The sequence below is a fragment of the Afipia sp. OHSU_II-C1 genome (assembly GCF_000497575.1).
Taxonomy (GTDB): Bacteria; Pseudomonadota; Alphaproteobacteria; order Rhizobiales; family Xanthobacteraceae; genus Afipia.
Map to the genome: position 1 here is coordinate 30,016 of NZ_APJI01000026.1, position 17,947 is coordinate 47,962.

Below are 17,947 nucleotides of genomic sequence, written 5' to 3' on the forward strand. Positions count from 1 at the left end.
ATGCAGGTCTTGGAGTGGGCTCGTAAACGCACAATCCCGTCGGCCCTTAGTAATGTATGCTACGAGAATGACATGGATCTGCGCAAGGCAGGGGGTATGCATCCCCAGAATGGGCAATCAGCCTTTGAACTTGCCGGTGGCCAGTAGTCTCGCGGTAAGCATCAGCAACTGGTCCAACGTCTCGGCATGTGTATGCTTGCCACCGGGATTGTACCAGTAAGCGGCTCGGTCCCATTGATTCATGATGGACAGCGTAACGAACATGGAGTCTACAGGAGATTTATCGCCGACGAAGTCTTTTACGAGATCGTGAATCTTGTAACGATAGTTGTCCAGCCGCTTGGCGAAGTGTTTGCGGTCTTTCTCCGATAGAAACAATTTTGCAAACTGTGGGTCAATCAGACGATCATTGGCGCGGGCAATTACCTGATGGCGAAGCTTGTAATCGATATGGCGCCGCGCGATCTCGAACAAACGCCCGTTTCGATCCTTTTGATCAATATCTTTCAAGACGTACGAAAAGAAATTATCGATTCCAAAATCGATTGCTTCAACCAGCAACGCTTCCTTTGATGGATAGTAATTGTAAAGCGTAGGCGCTCGCAGCCCGACAGCACTTGCAATGGTGCGCATGCTGCAGGTTTCATAACCTCGTTCCGCGACCAACCCGATAGCTGTGAGAAGGATGCGAATTCGCATCCGCCCGGCCGCAGTATCCGGCCGCTCGACAATCGCGCCCTCATCAACCGCTTGATCGACGTAACTGAGAGCAGCCTCGTCCGCTGGCACCCGCGCTCCGGTCCGGGTACGTTTCATCGGTGTCCGGCTCATAGCCCCGCTCCAACGGGCCGACTGGCCCAAGCGAGAGGTAACCGAGCCTTGGCAAACTGGCAACTTGGTCCCCCTAAGATGGCCGGTCTCCTGCGGAATTCGCCCATCGGTCATTCAGAAATATCAGGCTTTCCGCGATTCAGATTCCTGCAGGACGCGCCACATCACCTTTCCGGAAGCGCTTTTGGGAAGGGCGTCTACGAACTTCACGATCCGCGGCACCTTGTATGAACTCACCTGGGTTCGGCACCAATCGATGATCTCCTCTTCCTTGACGCCAAGGTGAGCCGGTTTGACCACCACAACAGCCTTTACGGTCTCACCCCGATAGCTATCTTTCGAGCTGATAACGCAAGCTTCCTGCACCGCCGGATGCCGGAACAGAAGGGTCTCGACCTCTGCGGGCCACACCTTGTATCCCGAAGCATTGATCATCCGCTTCAGGCGATCCGTAATGAAGAAGTAGCCATCCGGGTCCCTGTAACCGAGGTCACCAGTCCGCAGGAACGTTTTTCCGTCGATCGTGATGAGAGCATCCTTGGACGCATCCGCCTGCTTCCAGTATCCACTGAAAACCTGCGGCCCGTGGACAACGATTTCCCCCTGCTCGCCATCGGAAAGCTCAGCTCCGCTCTCGAAATCCATGATTCGGGCATCCACACTGAGGAACGGTATTCCGAGGCACTGAAGCTTGGGATCGTCGCACGGATTAAACAACGTAACCGCGGCCGATTCGGTCATTCCATACCCTTCGACAAATTTGAGCCCAAACTTGTCCAGGAGAGTCTCCGCGACGGCCTGGGGCATCGCTGCCCCGCCCCCTCCGACATAAACTAGGCTCGACAGATCATGGGCACCCAGATTCGGGCTTGCCAGAAGATCAATGATCATTGTCGGGATGGAGGTCCAATGGCTCACTCGACGCTGCGTGATGAGCTGACCGGCAATCTCACGATCCCACCGCGGCATGATGACCATGGTTCCGCTCGAATAAATGGAGGCATGCATCACACAGACGAGGCCCGTGATGTGAAATAGCGGAAGCACCGTGAGGTTCACCATTTCCGGTGTGCCATCAAGCCAGAACGAAGCTCCGACCGCATTGTGCATGATGTTGCCATGGGTCAGCATACAGCCCTTCGGAAGACCCGTCGTTCCGCTGGTATAAGGCAGAAGTGCAAGATCACCTCGGGCGACAGCTAGCTCGGGAAGCGGGTCGTGCGCCTTCATCGCTTGGCGCCAATGACAGACGTGCCCCCTGCCTAGTTTTGGCAAATCGTGCTGCGCGAGCATCCAGTCCCGCCACTGTTCTGGCACGCCGAATTGATCGCCTGCCGCAATCGCATCCGTGAAGTGGCTAACGATCAGATGGGAAAGTCCATTCCCTTCGTCGAGATCGTTACTCGCAGCCGCCAGTTCCGCCGCAAGGTCAGCTGTCGTGATTGCGACCCTGGCTTCCGCGTCCGTAATATAATGACGTAGTTCTTCAGCCCGGTTCATCGGATTCACCGGCACGACGACCGCATTGGCTCGGGCAACGGCCAGATGCGCAATAACAAGCTGAGGGCAATTCTGCATGACCACCAGAACCCTGTCGCCCCGCTTCACGCCCAACGCGTACAACTTTCCGGCCAGTCTCTCGGATGCTTCCCTTAACTGCCTGTAGGTTGTGGATGTTCCGAGAAAGATCAGAGCAGCACGATCAGGATAACGCTGCTCGCTCACCACAAGACTGTCCCATAACGATGTAGCTGGCGGCTCGATCGATGCCGGCAACCGGCGAGGCCACGTCTTCAATGATCGCTTGTCGCTTCGCATATTCAAGCTCGCAGTTTTTATCGAAACCGAAACTCTTGCCGTTCCATTGAACCCGGCACCCGGAAAGCAGCGTGCCGCGAAGATCGTCCGCGGCACGAGGTGTTGTGGGAGGTCGTTGATCAGTTCTTGACCAGTGGACACCTTGAATCGGAGAGCGGCTGATAGGCGTCCTTACCCGAGATGGTGTCTCGAATTTCGAGATAGTCCCACGCCTTCTTGGATTCCGCCGGCTTCTTCACTGCCAGAACGTACATGTCGTAGACCATGCGTCCGTCGGCGCGAATCCGGCCTCCCTTCGCGAATAGGTCGTTGATCTCTATTTTCTTCATGTGATCGAGAACCGTCTTCGCATCGTCGGTCCCAGTTTCCTTTACGGCCTTGAGATAGGTCGTGATTGCGGAATAGAGCCCGGCCTGAAGCATGATAGGCATTCTGTTCCGCTCCTTGAAAAATCGCTCGCTCCATGCCCGCGATTCATCGTTGCGGTTCCAGTAAAATCCTTCGACCAGCATAAGCCCCTGCGACGACGCAAGCCCGATCGCGTGAATGTCCATCAATGTCGCAGCCATTGGCGCTATGGTCTGCTTTTGTGTGATACCGAAATCCTGAGCGGCTTTGACCGAGTTGATGAGATCGCCGCCAGCGTTCGCCAGCCCAATGACGTCGGCGCCGGAATTTTGAGCCGTCAGGACAAACGACGAGAAATCCGCAGTTCCTGTCGGATGCTTGCGCGAGCCGACAACTTTGCCTCCCGCGGCATCGATAGCCCTTGTCGCATCCTTTTCGATCGCTTGGCCGAGGGCATAGTCAACCGAAAGGAAATACCAGTTCTTCTTGCCCGAGCGCGTGATCGATCCGGCTAGCGCATTCGAGATACCGTAGGTATCCCAGGCGTAAAGGATCGTATTCGGCGAGCACTGCTCGTTGATGAGCGCGGTTGTCCCGGCGCCCGTCACCATCAGCACGCGGTTTTTCTCGCGCGTGACGCCCGATACCGCCAACGCAACTGCCGAGTTGATTGCATCCGTGACCATGTCGACGCCATCGACGTCATACCATTCACGCACGCGGCTTACGGCGATATCCGGCTTGTTCTGATGATCCGACGTGACGAGTTCGACCTTGAAGGAAGGCTTCTCGTTCTTGACGAAATCATCCACGGCCATTTTCGCAGCCGCAACCGAACTTGCACCACTGAGATCCTGGAACACGCCGGACATGTCGCCCAGCACGCCAATCTTAACTGCGCCGTTTGAAATTCCCTGCCCATGCGCGCCTCCGGCCATCAGCAAACCCAGCGCCGATGCAGCCATCAATCGTCCAAGCACCCTCATGAATGCCTCCTTATGTTTGCGTTTGTTGATTTTGAATGCTGCGATGCTCGAGAAACATCAAGCACCGCTTGGGTGTTTTGTCCGGTTCGTGCCTATCGCCCGGTTTTCGTGCCGGCCCACTCGCCAATCGCCTTCATGGTCGAGACGGTTTCCGGCAGGAACGGGAAGATCGTGTAGACGTGAACGGAGTCGTCAACGATCCGTGACGTCACATCGACGCCCGCTCTTTTCGCCCGCTCGATCAGACGCGTTGTGTCGCTCAGCAACACTTCCCCCTCGCTGGCTGTCAGGAACATGGGCGGCAAGCCGGCGAGATCGCCATACAGCGGAGATACCAGCGGATCGGTCGGCTCATGTCCCTGGAAATAGGAAGCACCGAGATAGGCCAGCATGTCCTTGTTCGCCGCAGGATCATCGCCTGCAAACATTGAGACGCTCGGTCCACGTAAGGTAAGATCCGAAAACGGGCAAACACCGATAATTCCTGCCGGGAGCGTGTCGCCCGCAGTCTTGAGCGCGAGAGCCACCGCAATCGCCAATCCGCCGCCGGAGGATTCTCCGCTCAGAAGGACGGATGACGCTGGAACGCCGCTCTCGATCAAGCCACGATACGCATCAAGCGCATCGTCGATCGCTGCTGGATACGGATGGTCCGGCGCCAGACGATAGTCGACGGTGACGCACGTCCCTCCGACCGTTTCAGCCAGTCGATGCGCATACTCCAGGGAGCCGCGGGCCGAACCAAGTACATATCCGCCGCCATGAAAGTGCAAAACCGTCGGCGCATTGGCTTTCTTCTTGGCCGCATGCACCCGTAGCGCCGGAACACCACGCAACTCAACCGCCTCGACGGCAACATCCTGCGCGAGGGGAAAATTCTTCGTGAGAAACTCCTCGTATCCCTCACGAAGACCGTCGTGACCTCTGGCGACCTGTTCCGGCGAGAAGGCATTTTTCCAGAGGGAAAAGGCGCGCTGGCTCTCAGGACGCTTCAGACTTTTTCCTTCACGCGTCGCCGACAAACCGAGAACTTCACCAGCAGGCTGTTTCACCGCAGCGAGCACATCATATCCCCAGACGAATCCCCATGTCGTCTCGGTCATGGGATCGATATGCTGCATGCCCTTCCAGCGGCCGTTTCTCGCCCGGATGCGATCGGCTTCGGACTCGTGCGTCAGCTTGACCATCGCACGCGCGCCGGATTGCACGCGCGTTGTACGGGGACGCCGTCGCTGCTCATATTCCTGAAGCGCCGCCCCGACATTCTTGCTTGAAACATCCGACAGCACGGTCGCCATCGTCCAGGCATCTTCGATACCCTGGCAGGCGCCCTGCGCAAGGAAGGGTACCATCGGATGCGCCGCATCGCCCATGAGCGTGACGCGCCCGTATGTCCAGCGATCGATCGGATCGCGGTAATACATGCCGGTGAGGAAGGAGGTCTCGATCTGCTCCATCATCTGGCGCGCCCGCGGCTCGATATCCGAAAACGATCGCTGCAGTTCTTCAATATCGCCGCTTTCGGTCCAGGACTCGCGCTGGACCTCGGTAACAGGAACCGAAGCGAGGATGCTGTAGAGATTATTGGAGCGCACCCAGTACGTGATCAGGGTCCGGCCCGGCCCGAACCAATAATTTCCCTTTTCTTCAAGAGTGATATGGCGCAACTTCTCCGCTGGAATGAGCGCCCGCCACATCAGAATATTGGAAAAGTGCGTTGGCTCCTCGCCACGCAGCTGCTTGCGGACGACGGAGTGAATGCCATCCGCGCCAATAAGGACATCTCCGCGCACCTCTTCGCCCGACGTCAGGCGAACAGTAACGCCATCATTGTCCTGAACGAAATCCTCAACCTGCGCGCCGAGTCTGAGCACGCCTGCTGGAACAGCGCGGGCGAGAATATCGATCAAATCAGCGCGGTGGATGTTGTAGAGTGGCGCGCCCCAGCGCTTTGTCCCCATATCGCCCAGAGGTGACAGGTTCAGCAGTTTGCCGGTGCTGATGTCCCGCATCTCATAGGACTGCGGGATGACGCCGGCCTTTGCGACGGCCTCCTCAAGGCCCAATTCTCGAAGCACCAGCGATCCATTCGCCGCAAGCTGAATACCCGCACCGATTTCCTTCAGGGCGGATGCCTGCTCCAGCACCGTCACATCGTGACCTTTTTGACGCAGGGTAATGGCAGCCGTCATGCCCGCAATTCCTGCACCAACGATAATAACGTGCATAAGCAGCCTCCTGTAAAACGCCTATTAAAATGGCGATATTTGTTGCTAACGAATGTTCGTAAGCAATGAGAGCTCCGCCGTCAAGTCGTGTGGAATTCCTCCCACAACCGCTAGACGAACAGAGGAAGGTTGAAAAAGCAGGCGCCTACACAGCCGCAGAATGCGAAGAAGCTATCCAGCAATCAGAAGGTTGGCGTAGCGATTTGATCTCGCCATCGCGCCGATGCCGCGTCCACCGATGTGTACTGACGACGCCCGCAAACGCAGCCTTCCGCCGTACGGCAAGCACGGCGATGCTTGTCGCATCGACCGGCTGCTCTTCAGAAATATTGTCAGCTTGGAGCTGCGGCTGCGACGCCATTCGCCAGCGCCTCGGACGCAATCAGAACATTGCTAGCGGTCTCACCAGCGCCGCCGGGGACCTGGCTGCCAAATCGATGTCAGACGTAACTTCTCGAGCGGTCGGATCGAGCATCATGACACTGCCGTGAGGACACGCCTCTCACGGCGTGTCACTGCAATCTCGCATCCCAATCCTCAATGGCCCCATCAAATTCTATTGGGATGCCATCTGATCCAGCGCTGTGTTGAACGTAGCGCTCGGGCGCATCACATCCGCACATTTTCCCCGATCGGGAAGATAATAGCCCCCTATGTCTACAGGTTTGCCCTGTACTGCCTGTAGCTCCGTTACAATTTTTTCTTCATTTCGGGTAAGCGCCTCAGCGAGTGGCTTGAACCGCTCCTGAAGGGACTTATCCTCGGTCTGAGCTGCCAGTTCCTGCGCCCAATACATCGCGAGATAGAACTGACTTCCGCGATTGTCCAATTCACCGGTGCGCGGCGAAGGAGACTTGTTGTTGTCGAGCAACTTGCCGGTGGCGGCATCCAGCGTTTTCGCGAGGAGCTTAGCTTTCGAGTTGTTCGCCTTGATGCCAAGATCTTCCAGCGAGACTGCAAGCGCGAGGAACTCCCCGAGAGAATCCCAGCGCAGATGGTTTTCTTCTACTAGTTGCTGCACATGCTTGGGCGCTGAACCGCCCGCACCGGTTTCGTAGAGGCCGCCCCCTGCCATGAGTGGAACGATCGAGAGCATCTTGGCTGAAGTGCCTAGCTCCATGATCGGAAACAGGTCGGTGAGATAATCGCGCAGAATGTTGCCGGTTGCGCTGATGGTGTCGAGACCGCGGATGACACGCTCAAGCGTATAACGCATGGCGCGAACCTGACTCATGATCTGGATATCAAGGCCGGAGACATCGTGCTCCTTCAGGTACGTTTTGACCTTTGCGATGAGCTGCGCTTCATGCGGACGATAGGGGTCGAGCCAGAACAGCACAGGCATGCCAGAGTTCCGGGCACGGCTCACGGCAAGTTTCACCCAGTCGCGGATAGCAGCGTCCTTGACCTGGCACATGCGCCAAATATCGCCCTGCTCGACATTCTGGCTGAGCAACACCTCGCCTGTCGCAAGATCGGTGATGTTGGCGACACCATCCTCTGGGATTTCAAACGTCTTGTCGTGTGAGCCGTATTCCTCGGCCTGCTGCGCCATAAGACCGACATTCGGCACTGTACCCATTGTCCTCGGATCGAATGCGCCGTGCCATTTACAGAAGTTGATCATCTCCTGGTAAATGCGGGCGAATGTGCTTTCCGGCATGACGGCCTTGACGTCCTTCAGACGACCGTCGGCACCCCACATCTTGCCGCCATTACGGATCATCGCAGGCATCGAAGCGTCGACGATGATATCGTTCGGCGAATGAAAATTCGTGATGCCCTTGGCGGAATCGACCATCGCCAGTTCGGGCCGGTGCGCGTGGCAGGCGTGCAGGTCGTTCTTGATCTCGTCCTGCTTGCTCTGCGGAAGGGAAGCGATCTTGTTGTAAAGATCGACCATGCCATTATTGACATTGACGCCGAGCTCTTCGAACAAGGCCCCGTGTTTCTCGAAAGCGTCACGATAGAAAATCTTGACGCAGTGACCGAACACGATCGGGTGTGAAACCTTCATCATGGTGGCCTTGACGTGCAGCGAGAACATCACGCCGGTCTTGTAGGAATCCTCGATCTGCTCCTCATAGAACGCCAACAGAGCCTTCTTGCTCATGAACATGGAGTCGATGACTTCACCATCCTGAAGCGACACCCTGGTCTTGAGTACGATTGTCTTGCCGCTCTTGGTGACAAGCTCCATCTTCACGTCACGCGCGCGGTCGAGCGTCATCGACTTCTCGCCGTGATAGAAATCGCCGTGATGCATGTGTGAGACATGTGAGCGCGAGGCCTGGCTCCATTCGCCCATGCTGTGCGGATGCTTACGCGCATAGTTCTTCACGGCAAGCGGCGCGCGGCGATCGGAATTTCCCTCGCGCAGGACAGGGTTCACGGCGCTGCCAATACACTTGGTGTAGCGCGCGCGAAGCGCCTTTTCCTCGTCGGTCTTTGAACTGTCGGGATAATCGGGAACGTTGTATCCCTTGTCCTGCAGTTCCTTTATGGCGGCCTTCAACTGCGCCACCGAGGCGCTGACGTTTGGCAACTTGATGATATTGGTGCCCGGCAGAAGCGTCAGACGACCGAGTTCGGCCAGATTATCCGGCAGGCGCTGTTCTTCAGTCAGGAATTCCGGGAATTCGCCAAGGATACGGGCGGCCACCGAGATATCGCTCGTAGCAACATCAATGCCGGCCGGCGCAGCGAACGCGCGAACAATGGGCAGAAAAGATGCCGTCGCCAGTGCTGGAGCTTCGTCGGTCAGGGTGTAGATAATGGTCGGAGATGCCGTAGCCATATACTGGTTTCCTCACTTGGCAGGAGGTCGACTGCCGCTAATCCGAATGCACAAACAGGACATGCTTGTCCCTCGTCCCTAGCTTTCTCACGAGCTAGGGAGGACTGCAATCGGCAAATTCGCAGCCTTTCTCCGCAAAAGCGCGCGATCCGCACTCAGGGGACGATCAGTCGATCTGGACGCCGATTGCCTTGATCGGCCCAGTCCATACCTCGATTTCACTTTTCACAAAACCGTCTCCCTGACCTTCTTAATTTCATGCAGCCAGTACGCCCTGGATCTGACCGCGAATAACATCCTGCTTGTCCGCCTTGGCTTCTGACGTCAGCAAAACATCGATCGCGATATTGGCCGGCCGCTTTAAGACCACGATCCGGTCGCCAATCTCGAGCGCTTCGTTGATAGAGTGCGTAATGAAGACGGCGGTCTTGCCGTTTTCCTTCACGAGCTTGACGAACTCGGCGCGCAGCTTGCGAGCCGTCATCTCATCCAGCGCCGAGAAAGGCTCGTCGCAGAGCAGAATGTTGGCGTTTGTGGCGAACGCACGTGCGATCGAAACGCGCTGGCGCATACCACCCGACAACGCGTGCGGATAATCGTTCTCATGTCCACGAAGCCCCAGCGTCTCCAGCCAACGCTCGGCAGTGGACCTGCGCTCTTCACTCGACTTCCCAAGAATCTCCAGTCCAAGCTGGACATTCTCGATCGCCGTCCGCCATGGCAACAACCGATCGCCTTGGAAAACAATCGCCATCTTGCCGCGGAACGCATCGAAATCGCGGAAAGGGTCGTGACCATCCACCGTCACGCGTCCCTTGGTGGGTTCAGTCAATCCCGCGATCATGTTGAAGATTGTGGACTTGCCGCAGCCGGTCTTACCGAGCAGCGCGAGCATCTGTCCCTGCACGACCTGCAGATCTAGGGTGTCAACCGCGGTGAAAGCTCCGGCACCACCAGCCTTGCCAAAGACCTTCGATACCTGATCCAGAGAGATTGCCGATTTTTCGGGACCATTCGTCATAGCGTGCGCTCCGAGATTGCGCGGTAGCGGAACGCGACGCTCTCAATGAGAGTCAGGATCGCCTGCACAACAAGAACGAAGAAAACGAGTTGCAGTGTCCAAGCCAGCGCTCCTGCCATATCGAAGACCTGTTGCTGCTGAAGTAATTGATAACCGACCCCACCTGTCGCGCCCACAAGTTCAGCCACCACGACCACGCGCGACGCGTTTCCGAGGTTGACCTTCCAGGCGGTGAGAATGTCCGGCAGAATCGCCGGGATAATCATCGCTGTGAACAGTTTTGTGCGCGATGGACGGAAGCTCATGACCATCTCGGTAAGATCTCGCGACATCGCCTGAAGCGCGCCCAGCACCTGGAATGAAAACGCCGGTAGCGTCGTCATCACCATGATGAAGAAAATACGAGACTCGATGCCATGAAACCAGATGATCGCGAACACGACCCACGACAGCGCCGGAATACCCTGAAACAGAGTCAAGGCTGGCGAGAGAAAGTCATGAGCCATGCGCGAACGCGCCATCAGCACAGCCAGCAACGCGCCGATCAAAAATGCACCGGCGAGCCCGGCGAGAATGCGCAGCACAGTCGCGAGAACATCTACAAACTGGGACCAATCCGTGACGATGCCAATGAAACGCCAGAAGACGTCCACCAGCGACGGAAACAGAAATGGCGGGAAGAACAGCGAGGCAACCTGCCAGATCGCCGCGATCACGGTGAATGGCACGATATAGGATGCCACACCGCGAAGTGCCGCCGTGCCCAGTCTGGACGCGCCCGACTCCTGATACTGCGCAGCCGTCATTTCATCGGTCCCTGGTAAATCGTTGCGGGAGACGGGTCGGAGGGAAGGAAGGCGATTGATCTGCCCGCCGCATAAACCGCCTTGATTTCCTTGCTCACCTCAGCCGCCGTACGCAGGTTCATGCCGAGACGATCGTTTGCACGGATCAATTCGGCGATCGCCTTGCGATCGTCATCTGTTCCCTTGCTTGCGATCAGTTTCGCTGCGTCGTCGGGATTTGCAGTGACCCATGCCGCCGCCTGCTTGTACGCGGTGTAGAGCTTTGGAATCAGATCCTTGTTCTTCTCGGCCCAGTCAACATGGGCCGCGACTCCCAGATATGGAATGTTGGTGCTGCCCGACATCTTCTTCCAGCTATCCTGGATCTTGAGATCGAGCATTCGGATGCTGGGCTTCTTGGAATGCAGTGTGGTGTAGGCAGGCTCCCAGAGCTGAACCGCCGTTGCGCGATCCGCAAGAGCGTAGCCAACCAGTCCCGGCGTCGCGGTGTTGATGACCGAGAGCTTGCTGGTATCCACGCCGACCTGGCGAGCGAACCAATCGAACATCACATAGTTAGTCGTTCCCTTCGCAGCAGCGAGGTCCTTGCCTTCGAGATCCTTCAGCGACTTGATTTCCGGACGTGACGTGACAACCGCGCCCCAATAGTCGAAGAGGTTGAACAGGTATGTGACCTTGACGCCACGCACGTCGGCAAGGCCGACCGTCAACAGTGCGGCACTGCCGCCAACCTTGAACTCTCCGGAGTTGAACTGCGCCGTGTATGCGTCGGGAGTCCGTTCCTCGAAATTGATGGACAAGCCATTCTTCTCATCGAGCTTCTGAGCCTTGATCACCGGCGGCAGGAAAGCTCCCAGGGAAGGCGCGCCGAACACGACAATCGAAACCTTCGGAAGATCCTGCGCGGCCAGTGGCGACACCGAAGTAACCGCGGACAGCAGCCCCAAAGCAAATATGGTTTTCCTCATCATACCTTCCTCCCAACTATGTTGCCGCGCTTACGGCGCGGGACATGATTTTTCTTAGTTCCCCTGCAAAAGCGTCTGGCGCTTCGACAGCGGCAATGTGCGCCGCGTCCAGAGTCGCCATCTGCGCGCTCTTGATCCCGGCGACGATCTCCTCTCCTCGCGTCGGCGGTGTCGATGGATCGTGCGCACCGCAGATCACCCGAACCGGGCAGGAAATATCAGACAGAGATGGCTTGAGATCAGCAACCGCCAGAACGTCGCAGCATCCGGCATAGCCTTCCGACGAGGTCGCGCCGACCATCTCGGCCATTTGCTTTATTCGCTCAGGTTTCCGCTCTCGAAACGCCTTGGTGAACCAGCGGTCCAGCGTCGGCGAAACCAGCGCACTCATTCCATTGATGCGAACCGCGGCCGCGCGATCCTGCCACATCGAAGCCGGCGGAAAGTTCGCCGCGGTATTTGCCAGCACCAATCCCGCCAGTCGCTCGCTACGGTTCGCGCCAAGCCACATGCCAGTCAATCCGCCGAGCGACAACCCGCAGAAGACCACTTGCCCGATGTCGAGCGCGTCCAGAATGGCAACAGCATCAAGGCCCAACCGCTCAATCGTATAAGGACCAGCCGGTGCATCCGACTTGCCATGACCACGCGTATCGTAGCGAACGATCCTCGCCTGATCGGACAGACGGTCAGAAATCTCGTCCCACATGCCCATGCTGGCGCCGATCGAACTGCTCAGCATGACAACAGGTTTGCTCGAGGCCGCAGGCACTTCCACTGCGAGGCGGACACCAGGCTCGACTTCAATGCGCTCGATGCGGCTTGCCGCTGCAGCCATGGTGTTATCCTGCAGCCCTGTTTGCCGAGGTCTCAAACTCCTTGCGGAGCGCGACGAAGAAGCGGCCGATCAGATGTTTCGAGACACTCGTGAGAATCCGCTGCCCGACACCCGCCACGAGACCGCCGATCTCGCCATTGCCATTGTAGAGCAGCTTCGCGCCTTCGCCGTCCGGCTCGATATCGAACCGGGCTGTTCCCGTGCCGTGCCCAATCGAACCGCTGCCCGAGACCTGGATGTTGCAGGACTTCGGCGCATCCTTGTCCGACAGGCTGATCGCACCCTCGAACGTGCCGCCCACGGCGGCCACGCGAAGCTGCATTTCCACTTTATAGGAATCCGGCGACGTCTCCGTCATGCTTTTGCAGCCCGGAATGCAGCGAGTCAGAACAGCTGGGTCATTGAGAGCGACCCAGAGCGCATCCACGGACGCCGGGATTGTTTCGCTGCCGCCGATATCGAGTTTCATGCCGCCCTCCTCAGATGCCGAACAGCCGCTGGGCCAGACCGCCATGGATCGAGACGCGCTCCGCAGCCGAGAACGACGTCTCATGGACAATGTTCAGAGGCGCAAGATCGCCGATCGGGAATGGCATGTCCGATCCCATCATGATGCGATCAGCGCCGACGACGTCCGCGAGATAGCGCAGCGCACGGGTATCCTGAACGATGGTGTCGTAATACATCGCGGCGAGCGCGGCATCGGGATTGCCCAACTTCTCCTTGTCGAGCGAGTAATTCCGGCGCAAACGGCCAATGACATAAGGCAGCGCAGCGCCACCGATACCCGCCACCACTTTCATGTTCGAATAGCGCGTGACATGGCCAGCATAGATCAGGCGCGACATCGCGATCAGCGTATCGGTGATACGGCCGACGGCATTCGCCATGCCGTAGTCATGTACGCGGTCGTCACCGCTCTCGAACACCGGATGAATAAAAATAATCGAGCCGAGTTCGTTCGCAGCTTCCCAGAACGGCGCCAGCGTCGGATCGTCGAGAACGCCGCCCTTGCCTTTCGGCTGCGTGCCGATCATCGCGCCCTTGAAGCCGGCCTTGTGGTGAGCGTCGCGCAGGACCTGCGCCGCGCGTGCGCCGTCCTGAAGCGGCACAGTCGCGAGCGAAATGAATCGCGGCTGTTCCTTCGAAGCCTGCGCAAGATGGGTGTTGATCAGGCGCGACCACTGTTCGCCCTCCGCTGGCGGAATTTCGTAGGCAAACATATCGAGCCAGCCCCCGACGACCTGACGCTCGATCTTCTGGGTGTCCATCCACTGCAATCGCGCAGCGATATCGCTGAGCGGCTTCGACACCGGTCGCGTCGGCTTGTTGCCCGCGAAGGAGAAGCCAAGGCTGCCGCCCTCCTCGATCAGGCGGACGGATGGAAATTTCGCCTTGTCGGCCCGGATAGCGTCAAGCAGGCTCGGCGGCACAAGATGAGCGTGGCAGTCGATGATCACGTTTTTTATCCTTTCTTGGTCGCTTCAGCCGCAGCGATCGCGTCACTGATGGCAGCAATACGAATGGGGAGCCTGGAGAAAGAGATGCCAAGTGACGATACCGCGTCGTTGATCGCGCCCGAAATCGCCGCAGGAGAACCGAGATAACCGCTCTCGCCGGAGCCTTTCTGGCCGAACACCGTGAACGGCGACGGGGTACAGTGATGCACGATCTCGACATTCGGCATCTCGTGCGAGGACGGGAGCAGGTAGTCCATGAAGGATTGGGTCAGCATCTGACCCTCGTCGTCGTAGACGAATTCCTCGAACAGCGTGGCTCCAAGGCCGTGTGCGATGCCGCCCAGCGTCATACCCTTGACAATGTGCGGATTGATCACCGTGCCGCAGTCATGACCGATCACGTAGCGCCGGATCTTCGGCTTTGCGATCTGCGGATCGAACGCCACCAGAACGAGGTGGAATTCAAACGAATGACAGGGATACATCTGCACACGGCCGTTCTCCGGCAGCTTCGTGCCGGTCGGCACCTGCATCACGTGCGTGGTTTCGAGGCCCGGCTCCATGCCTTCGGGCAATGCATGAAACTGCCGGTGCCCGATGTTGACGAGTTCGGCCCATGACAACGTCTTGCCCGACTTCGGGTCAGTCACGCTGCCCTGGGCATAGACCGCATCGCTCTCGGCGATCCCGAATTGATGCGCCGCGATCCTGACCAGTTTCGACTTGAGCTTCTGCGCGGCGTGATAACAGGCACCCCCCATCATGATAGCCATGCGGCTGCCCACCGGCGTATTGGATGGCAAGCTCGCCAGGGAATCGGGCCTTACAATGCGGATGTTGTCCGGATCGATTTCCAGCACTTCGCCAACGACCGTAGCCGCAAGGGTCTCATGTCCCTGCCCGGAGGATGTGGTGTGAATGGCTACCGTCACAAAGCCGACGCCATCCACATTGATGCGACACGAATCCATCCATGTCGTGGTGGTATTCTTCTCGTTGAGCAGCGGCTCAAACGATGAGTTGCCGCCACTCGGCTCAAGACACGCAGCAACGCCAATACCGGCCATCATGCCCTGGGCGCGAAGCTCGTCGCGCTCCTTCACAAGCGCGTCGTAGTTGGCGCTGGTCAGCACCTTCTCGACCACCGTGTGATAGTCGCCGCTGTCGTAGTGGGTTCCGCTGGGGATCAGATAAGGAAACTCATCGCTGCGAATGAAATTCCGCCGTCGCACCTCGATGCGATCCAGCCCAACAGCTTCCGCGACCTTGTCGATCGCTGTCTCGATTGCATAATTGGTCGGCGCCTGACCAAAGCCGCGTACCGCTTCCTGCGCAGCCTTGTTCGACATGGTCGCCATGGCACGATACTGAACGCTTTCGATCTTGTAAGGACCAACGATCGCGCCGATGGGCTTGCCCAGCTGGAACGGCGAACGCCCCGCATACGCCCCCACATTGTCGAGCGCGCGCATCTTCATCGACTTGACGATGCCATCATCGTTGAACGCAATGTCCACGTCGAAAAGTCGTTCCGGTCCGTGTGCGTCGCCGGCCCGCATGTTCTCCAGCCGATCCTCGATCAGACGAACCGGCCGGTTCAGGACGCGCGAGAGATGAGATACCAGCACAGAGTGTTTGATGCCTCGCTTGACGCCGTAGCTGCCGCCGACATCAACGTCGTGATGCACACGCACGTTATTGGTGGGAATACGCAAGGCCCGGGAAATCTGATCGGGATATTTCGGCATCTGGATCGAAGCCCAGACATCGAGCATCTCGCGCCACGCGTCCCATCTCGCTACAACGCCGAAGGTTTCGATCGGCACCGTCGAATTGCGGCCCCACTTCACGCGAAACGACAGATGCCGGGGGCTTTCCGCGAAATGCTTCTCGACCTCACCCCAGACGAATGTCTTGTCCAGCAACACATTGGTGCCGTGCTCCGGATGTACATTCGCGCTGGCATCGGTGATCGCCTCTTCCGCATCGATCACGTATGGCAGCGGCTCGTATTCGACGCGCACTTTTTCCGCGGCGTCCTCGGCCTGGGCGCGGGTCTCGGCGACAACTGCCACCACCCACTCACCGGCATAACGCACCTGACCGACCGCGAGCGGATAGCGCCGCACCTTCGGCGTATCTAGACCATTCATCAGCGGCTCGACGGCCTTGACAAGCTCCTCGCCCGTCAACGCGTAGACGACACCTGGCATCTTCAGCGCTTCGGTCGCGTCGATCGACACGATCCGCGCTGCCGGATACTGCGACGGCACAATGGCGACGTGCAGCATCTCATCGAGAACGATATCGGCGACGTAATGGCCGCCGCCAACAACAAAGCGCCGATCCTCGCGAACACGCCGGTTCGCCGAGACAAATTTCAGGGTTGTCGGATGCTCGCTCATCGGCGGCCTCCCTGGACTGCAACAGCCTTCTTTTTGTCTTCGACCTGGCTTGTTTCGGTCGAGCGCGGGGTATTGGCCTTGTGCAGACGCTCGGCGGCCAGTTCGATGGCTTCAATGATCTGGCCGTAGCCGGTGCAGCGGCAGATATTTCCGGAGATCGCGTCAACGATGTCTTCGCGCGTAGGCTCCGTTGTACGGTCGAGAAGCGAATGAGCCGCGAGAATCATGCCCGGCGTGCAATAGCCGCACTGCATACCGTGCGTTTCGCAGAATGCATCCTGAAGGACACTCAATTCACCGGGAGCCGGAGCAAGCCCCTCGATCGTCGTGATCGCGTAGCCATCAGCCTGTGCCGCGAACATCAGACACGAGCGCACCGGCTCGCCGTCGAGAAGGATCGTGCAGGCGCCACAGACACCATGCTCGCAGCCCGTGTGGCTGCCGACAAGCGCAAGATCCTCACGAAGCGTATCCAGCAGCGTTTTCCGCGGCTCGACATCCACCTCCCGGACGCGTCCGTTGACCGTGAGAGAAACCTTCATTGCGCTCCTCCGTGAGCGGCGCGATCGCTGCCGACCCGCGCATCCTTTATCGCATCTTCAAGCGCCCGCGCTCCGAGCGTCACGGCGACGCGGGTGCGGTACTCCGCAGAAGCATGCAGATCGCTTGTCGGCTCGAGCACCTGAGCAGCCTGGTGCATCAGTTCCACGATTGAATTCTTGTCGAGCGAGCCCCCGACCAGGCCGGATACATCGAGACGCACAGCCCGGTCGCCAACACCGCCGATACCGAGCGCTGCATCAACGCACAGGCCGCTGTCGTCCAATGCCACCTGCGCTGCAGCGGCCACGAACGCAAAATCCGACTGACGTGCACTGACTTCGTGAAATCCGATACCAAGTCGCGCATGACGCCAGATCGGAAAACGCACCGCTGTCACGCAATCACCCGGCATTACGGCCGTCAGCATCGGACCAATAAAGAAGTCATCGGCCGGCATCGTGGAAACGCCGTCAGGATTCGTGATCTCGATCTCCGCCTGCAGCGTTACTGCAACGAGCGGAATCTCCGCCGATGGGTCCGCATGCGCCACCGAACCGCCGACGGTCCCCCGGTTGCGCGTCGGCGGATGCCCGACCCACGGCAAGGCCTTCGCCAGCAATGGCAGCGCGTCGCGTGCAACCGCACTGCCCTCGACCTGCACCTGACGCGTCGTTGCACCGATCGCAAGGACGTCGCCGTCCACACGAATACCGTTCAGTTCCGGCAGTCGATAGATGTCGACGAGCCTGGCAGGCCGCGCGAGGCGCATCGCCAGCATGGGGATCAGGGTCTGACCACCCGAGATAACCCGCGCGTCTTCATCCGACGCAAGCAATTCGCATGCTTCGGCAATTGATCCTGGCCTGATATATTCAAAGGGGGCTGGCTTCATCGGCTT

General features: G+C 58.4%; 14 protein-coding genes. All 14 read right to left on the reverse strand.

Going from position 1 to position 17,947, the window contains the following annotated elements; translation table 11 throughout:
* Nucleotides 1-117 precede the first annotated feature (117 nt).
* The 14 genes from I554_RS0124075 to I554_RS0124140 all read right to left on the reverse strand — a co-directional run bounded on the left by I554_RS0124075 (nt 118) and on the right by I554_RS0124140 (nt 17,941).
* The gene (locus I554_RS0124075) at nt 118-831 is read right to left on the reverse strand and encodes a TetR family transcriptional regulator (RefSeq protein ID WP_034473585.1); all 714 of its coding nucleotides are present in this window, start codon (nt 829-831) and stop codon (nt 118-120) included.
* 123 nt (nt 832-954) lie between these two features.
* Complete coding sequence (locus I554_RS0124080; RefSeq protein ID WP_024578197.1) at nt 955-2,649, reverse strand: long-chain-fatty-acid--CoA ligase; 1,695 nt, start codon at nt 2,647-2,649, stop codon at nt 955-957.
* 119 nt (nt 2,650-2,768) lie between these two features.
* The gene (locus I554_RS0124085; RefSeq protein ID WP_024575805.1) at nt 2,769-3,983 is read right to left on the reverse strand and encodes an ABC transporter substrate-binding protein; all 1,215 of its coding nucleotides are present in this window, start codon (nt 3,981-3,983) and stop codon (nt 2,769-2,771) included.
* Between the two features lie 92 nt (nt 3,984-4,075).
* Nucleotides 4,076-6,211, reverse strand: coding sequence for an FAD-dependent oxidoreductase (locus tag I554_RS0124090; protein ID WP_024575804.1), 2,136 nt, complete (start codon nt 6,209-6,211; stop codon nt 4,076-4,078).
* A gap of 556 nt (nt 6,212-6,767) precedes the next feature.
* Nucleotides 6,768-9,008: an NADP-dependent isocitrate dehydrogenase gene (locus I554_RS0124095; protein WP_024575803.1), complete on the reverse strand. Its 2,241-nt coding sequence runs from the start codon at nt 9,006-9,008 to the stop codon at nt 6,768-6,770.
* A gap of 256 nt (nt 9,009-9,264) precedes the next feature.
* On the reverse strand, nt 9,265-10,029 hold the full coding sequence (locus tag I554_RS0124100) for an ABC transporter ATP-binding protein (protein ID WP_024575802.1): 765 nt from the start codon (nt 10,027-10,029) through the stop codon (nt 9,265-9,267).
* On the reverse strand, nt 10,026-10,835 hold the full coding sequence (locus tag I554_RS0124105; RefSeq protein ID WP_024575801.1) for an ABC transporter permease subunit: 810 nt from the start codon (nt 10,833-10,835) through the stop codon (nt 10,026-10,028). The genes I554_RS0124100 and I554_RS0124105 overlap by 4 nt, the downstream gene beginning before the upstream one ends.
* Complete coding sequence (locus I554_RS0124110; RefSeq protein WP_024578198.1) at nt 10,832-11,803, reverse strand: ABC transporter substrate-binding protein; 972 nt, start codon at nt 11,801-11,803, stop codon at nt 10,832-10,834. Before I554_RS0124110 ends, I554_RS0124105 begins: the two co-directional genes overlap by 4 nt.
* Nucleotides 11,804-11,819: 16 nt before the next feature.
* Complete coding sequence (pcaD, locus tag I554_RS0124115; RefSeq protein ID WP_024575799.1) at nt 11,820-12,641, reverse strand: 3-oxoadipate enol-lactonase; 822 nt, start codon at nt 12,639-12,641, stop codon at nt 11,820-11,822.
* Between the two features lie 4 nt (nt 12,642-12,645).
* A complete protein-coding gene (locus I554_RS0124120) occupies nt 12,646-13,110 on the reverse strand; it encodes a carbon monoxide dehydrogenase subunit G (protein ID WP_024575798.1) in 465 nt (154 codons plus the stop codon).
* A 10-nt stretch (nt 13,111-13,120) separates the two neighbouring features.
* On the reverse strand, nt 13,121-14,101 hold the full coding sequence (locus I554_RS0124125; protein WP_034473582.1) for an amidohydrolase family protein: 981 nt from the start codon (nt 14,099-14,101) through the stop codon (nt 13,121-13,123).
* A 5-nt stretch (nt 14,102-14,106) separates the two neighbouring features.
* On the reverse strand, nt 14,107-16,506 hold the full coding sequence (locus tag I554_RS0124130; protein WP_024575796.1) for a xanthine dehydrogenase family protein molybdopterin-binding subunit: 2,400 nt from the start codon (nt 16,504-16,506) through the stop codon (nt 14,107-14,109).
* Entirely contained in the window at nt 16,503-17,048 is a 546-nt protein-coding gene (locus tag I554_RS0124135; RefSeq protein ID WP_024575795.1) for a (2Fe-2S)-binding protein, read from the reverse strand. Before I554_RS0124135 ends, I554_RS0124130 begins: the two co-directional genes overlap by 4 nt.
* Entirely contained in the window at nt 17,045-17,941 is an 897-nt protein-coding gene (locus I554_RS0124140) for an FAD binding domain-containing protein (RefSeq protein ID WP_024575794.1), read from the reverse strand. Before I554_RS0124140 ends, I554_RS0124135 begins: the two co-directional genes overlap by 4 nt.
* Between the last annotated feature and the right edge of the window lie 6 nt (nt 17,942-17,947).

Coding starts and splice junctions, on each gene's coding strand:
- I554_RS0124130 (WP_024575796.1), bottom strand. CDS start 16,506: ATGAGCGAGCATCCGACAACCCTGAAATTTGTCTCGGCGAACCGGCGT.
- I554_RS0124080 (WP_024578197.1), bottom strand. CDS start 2,649: ATGCGAAGCGACAAGCGATCATTGAAGACGTGGCCTCGCCGGTTGCCG.
- I554_RS0124105 (WP_024575801.1), bottom strand. CDS start 10,835: ATGACGGCTGCGCAGTATCAGGAGTCGGGCGCGTCCAGACTGGGCACG.
- I554_RS0124120 (WP_024575798.1), bottom strand. CDS start 13,110: ATGAAACTCGATATCGGCGGCAGCGAAACAATCCCGGCGTCCGTGGAT.
- pcaD (WP_024575799.1), bottom strand. CDS start 12,641: ATGGCTGCAGCGGCAAGCCGCATCGAGCGCATTGAAGTCGAGCCTGGT.
- I554_RS0124095 (WP_024575803.1), bottom strand. CDS start 9,008: ATGGCTACGGCATCTCCGACCATTATCTACACCCTGACCGACGAAGCT.
- I554_RS0124100 (WP_024575802.1), bottom strand. CDS start 10,029: ATGACGAATGGTCCCGAAAAATCGGCAATCTCTCTGGATCAGGTATCG.
- I554_RS0124085 (WP_024575805.1), bottom strand. CDS start 3,983: ATGAGGGTGCTTGGACGATTGATGGCTGCATCGGCGCTGGGTTTGCTG.
- I554_RS0124090 (WP_024575804.1), bottom strand. CDS start 6,211: ATGCACGTTATTATCGTTGGTGCAGGAATTGCGGGCATGACGGCTGCC.
- I554_RS0124140 (WP_024575794.1), bottom strand. CDS start 17,941: ATGAAGCCAGCCCCCTTTGAATATATCAGGCCAGGATCAATTGCCGAA.
- I554_RS0124110 (WP_024578198.1), bottom strand. CDS start 11,803: ATGAGGAAAACCATATTTGCTTTGGGGCTGCTGTCCGCGGTTACTTCG.
- I554_RS0124135 (WP_024575795.1), bottom strand. CDS start 17,048: ATGAAGGTTTCTCTCACGGTCAACGGACGCGTCCGGGAGGTGGATGTC.
- I554_RS0124075 (WP_034473585.1), bottom strand. CDS start 831: ATGAGCCGGACACCGATGAAACGTACCCGGACCGGAGCGCGGGTGCCA.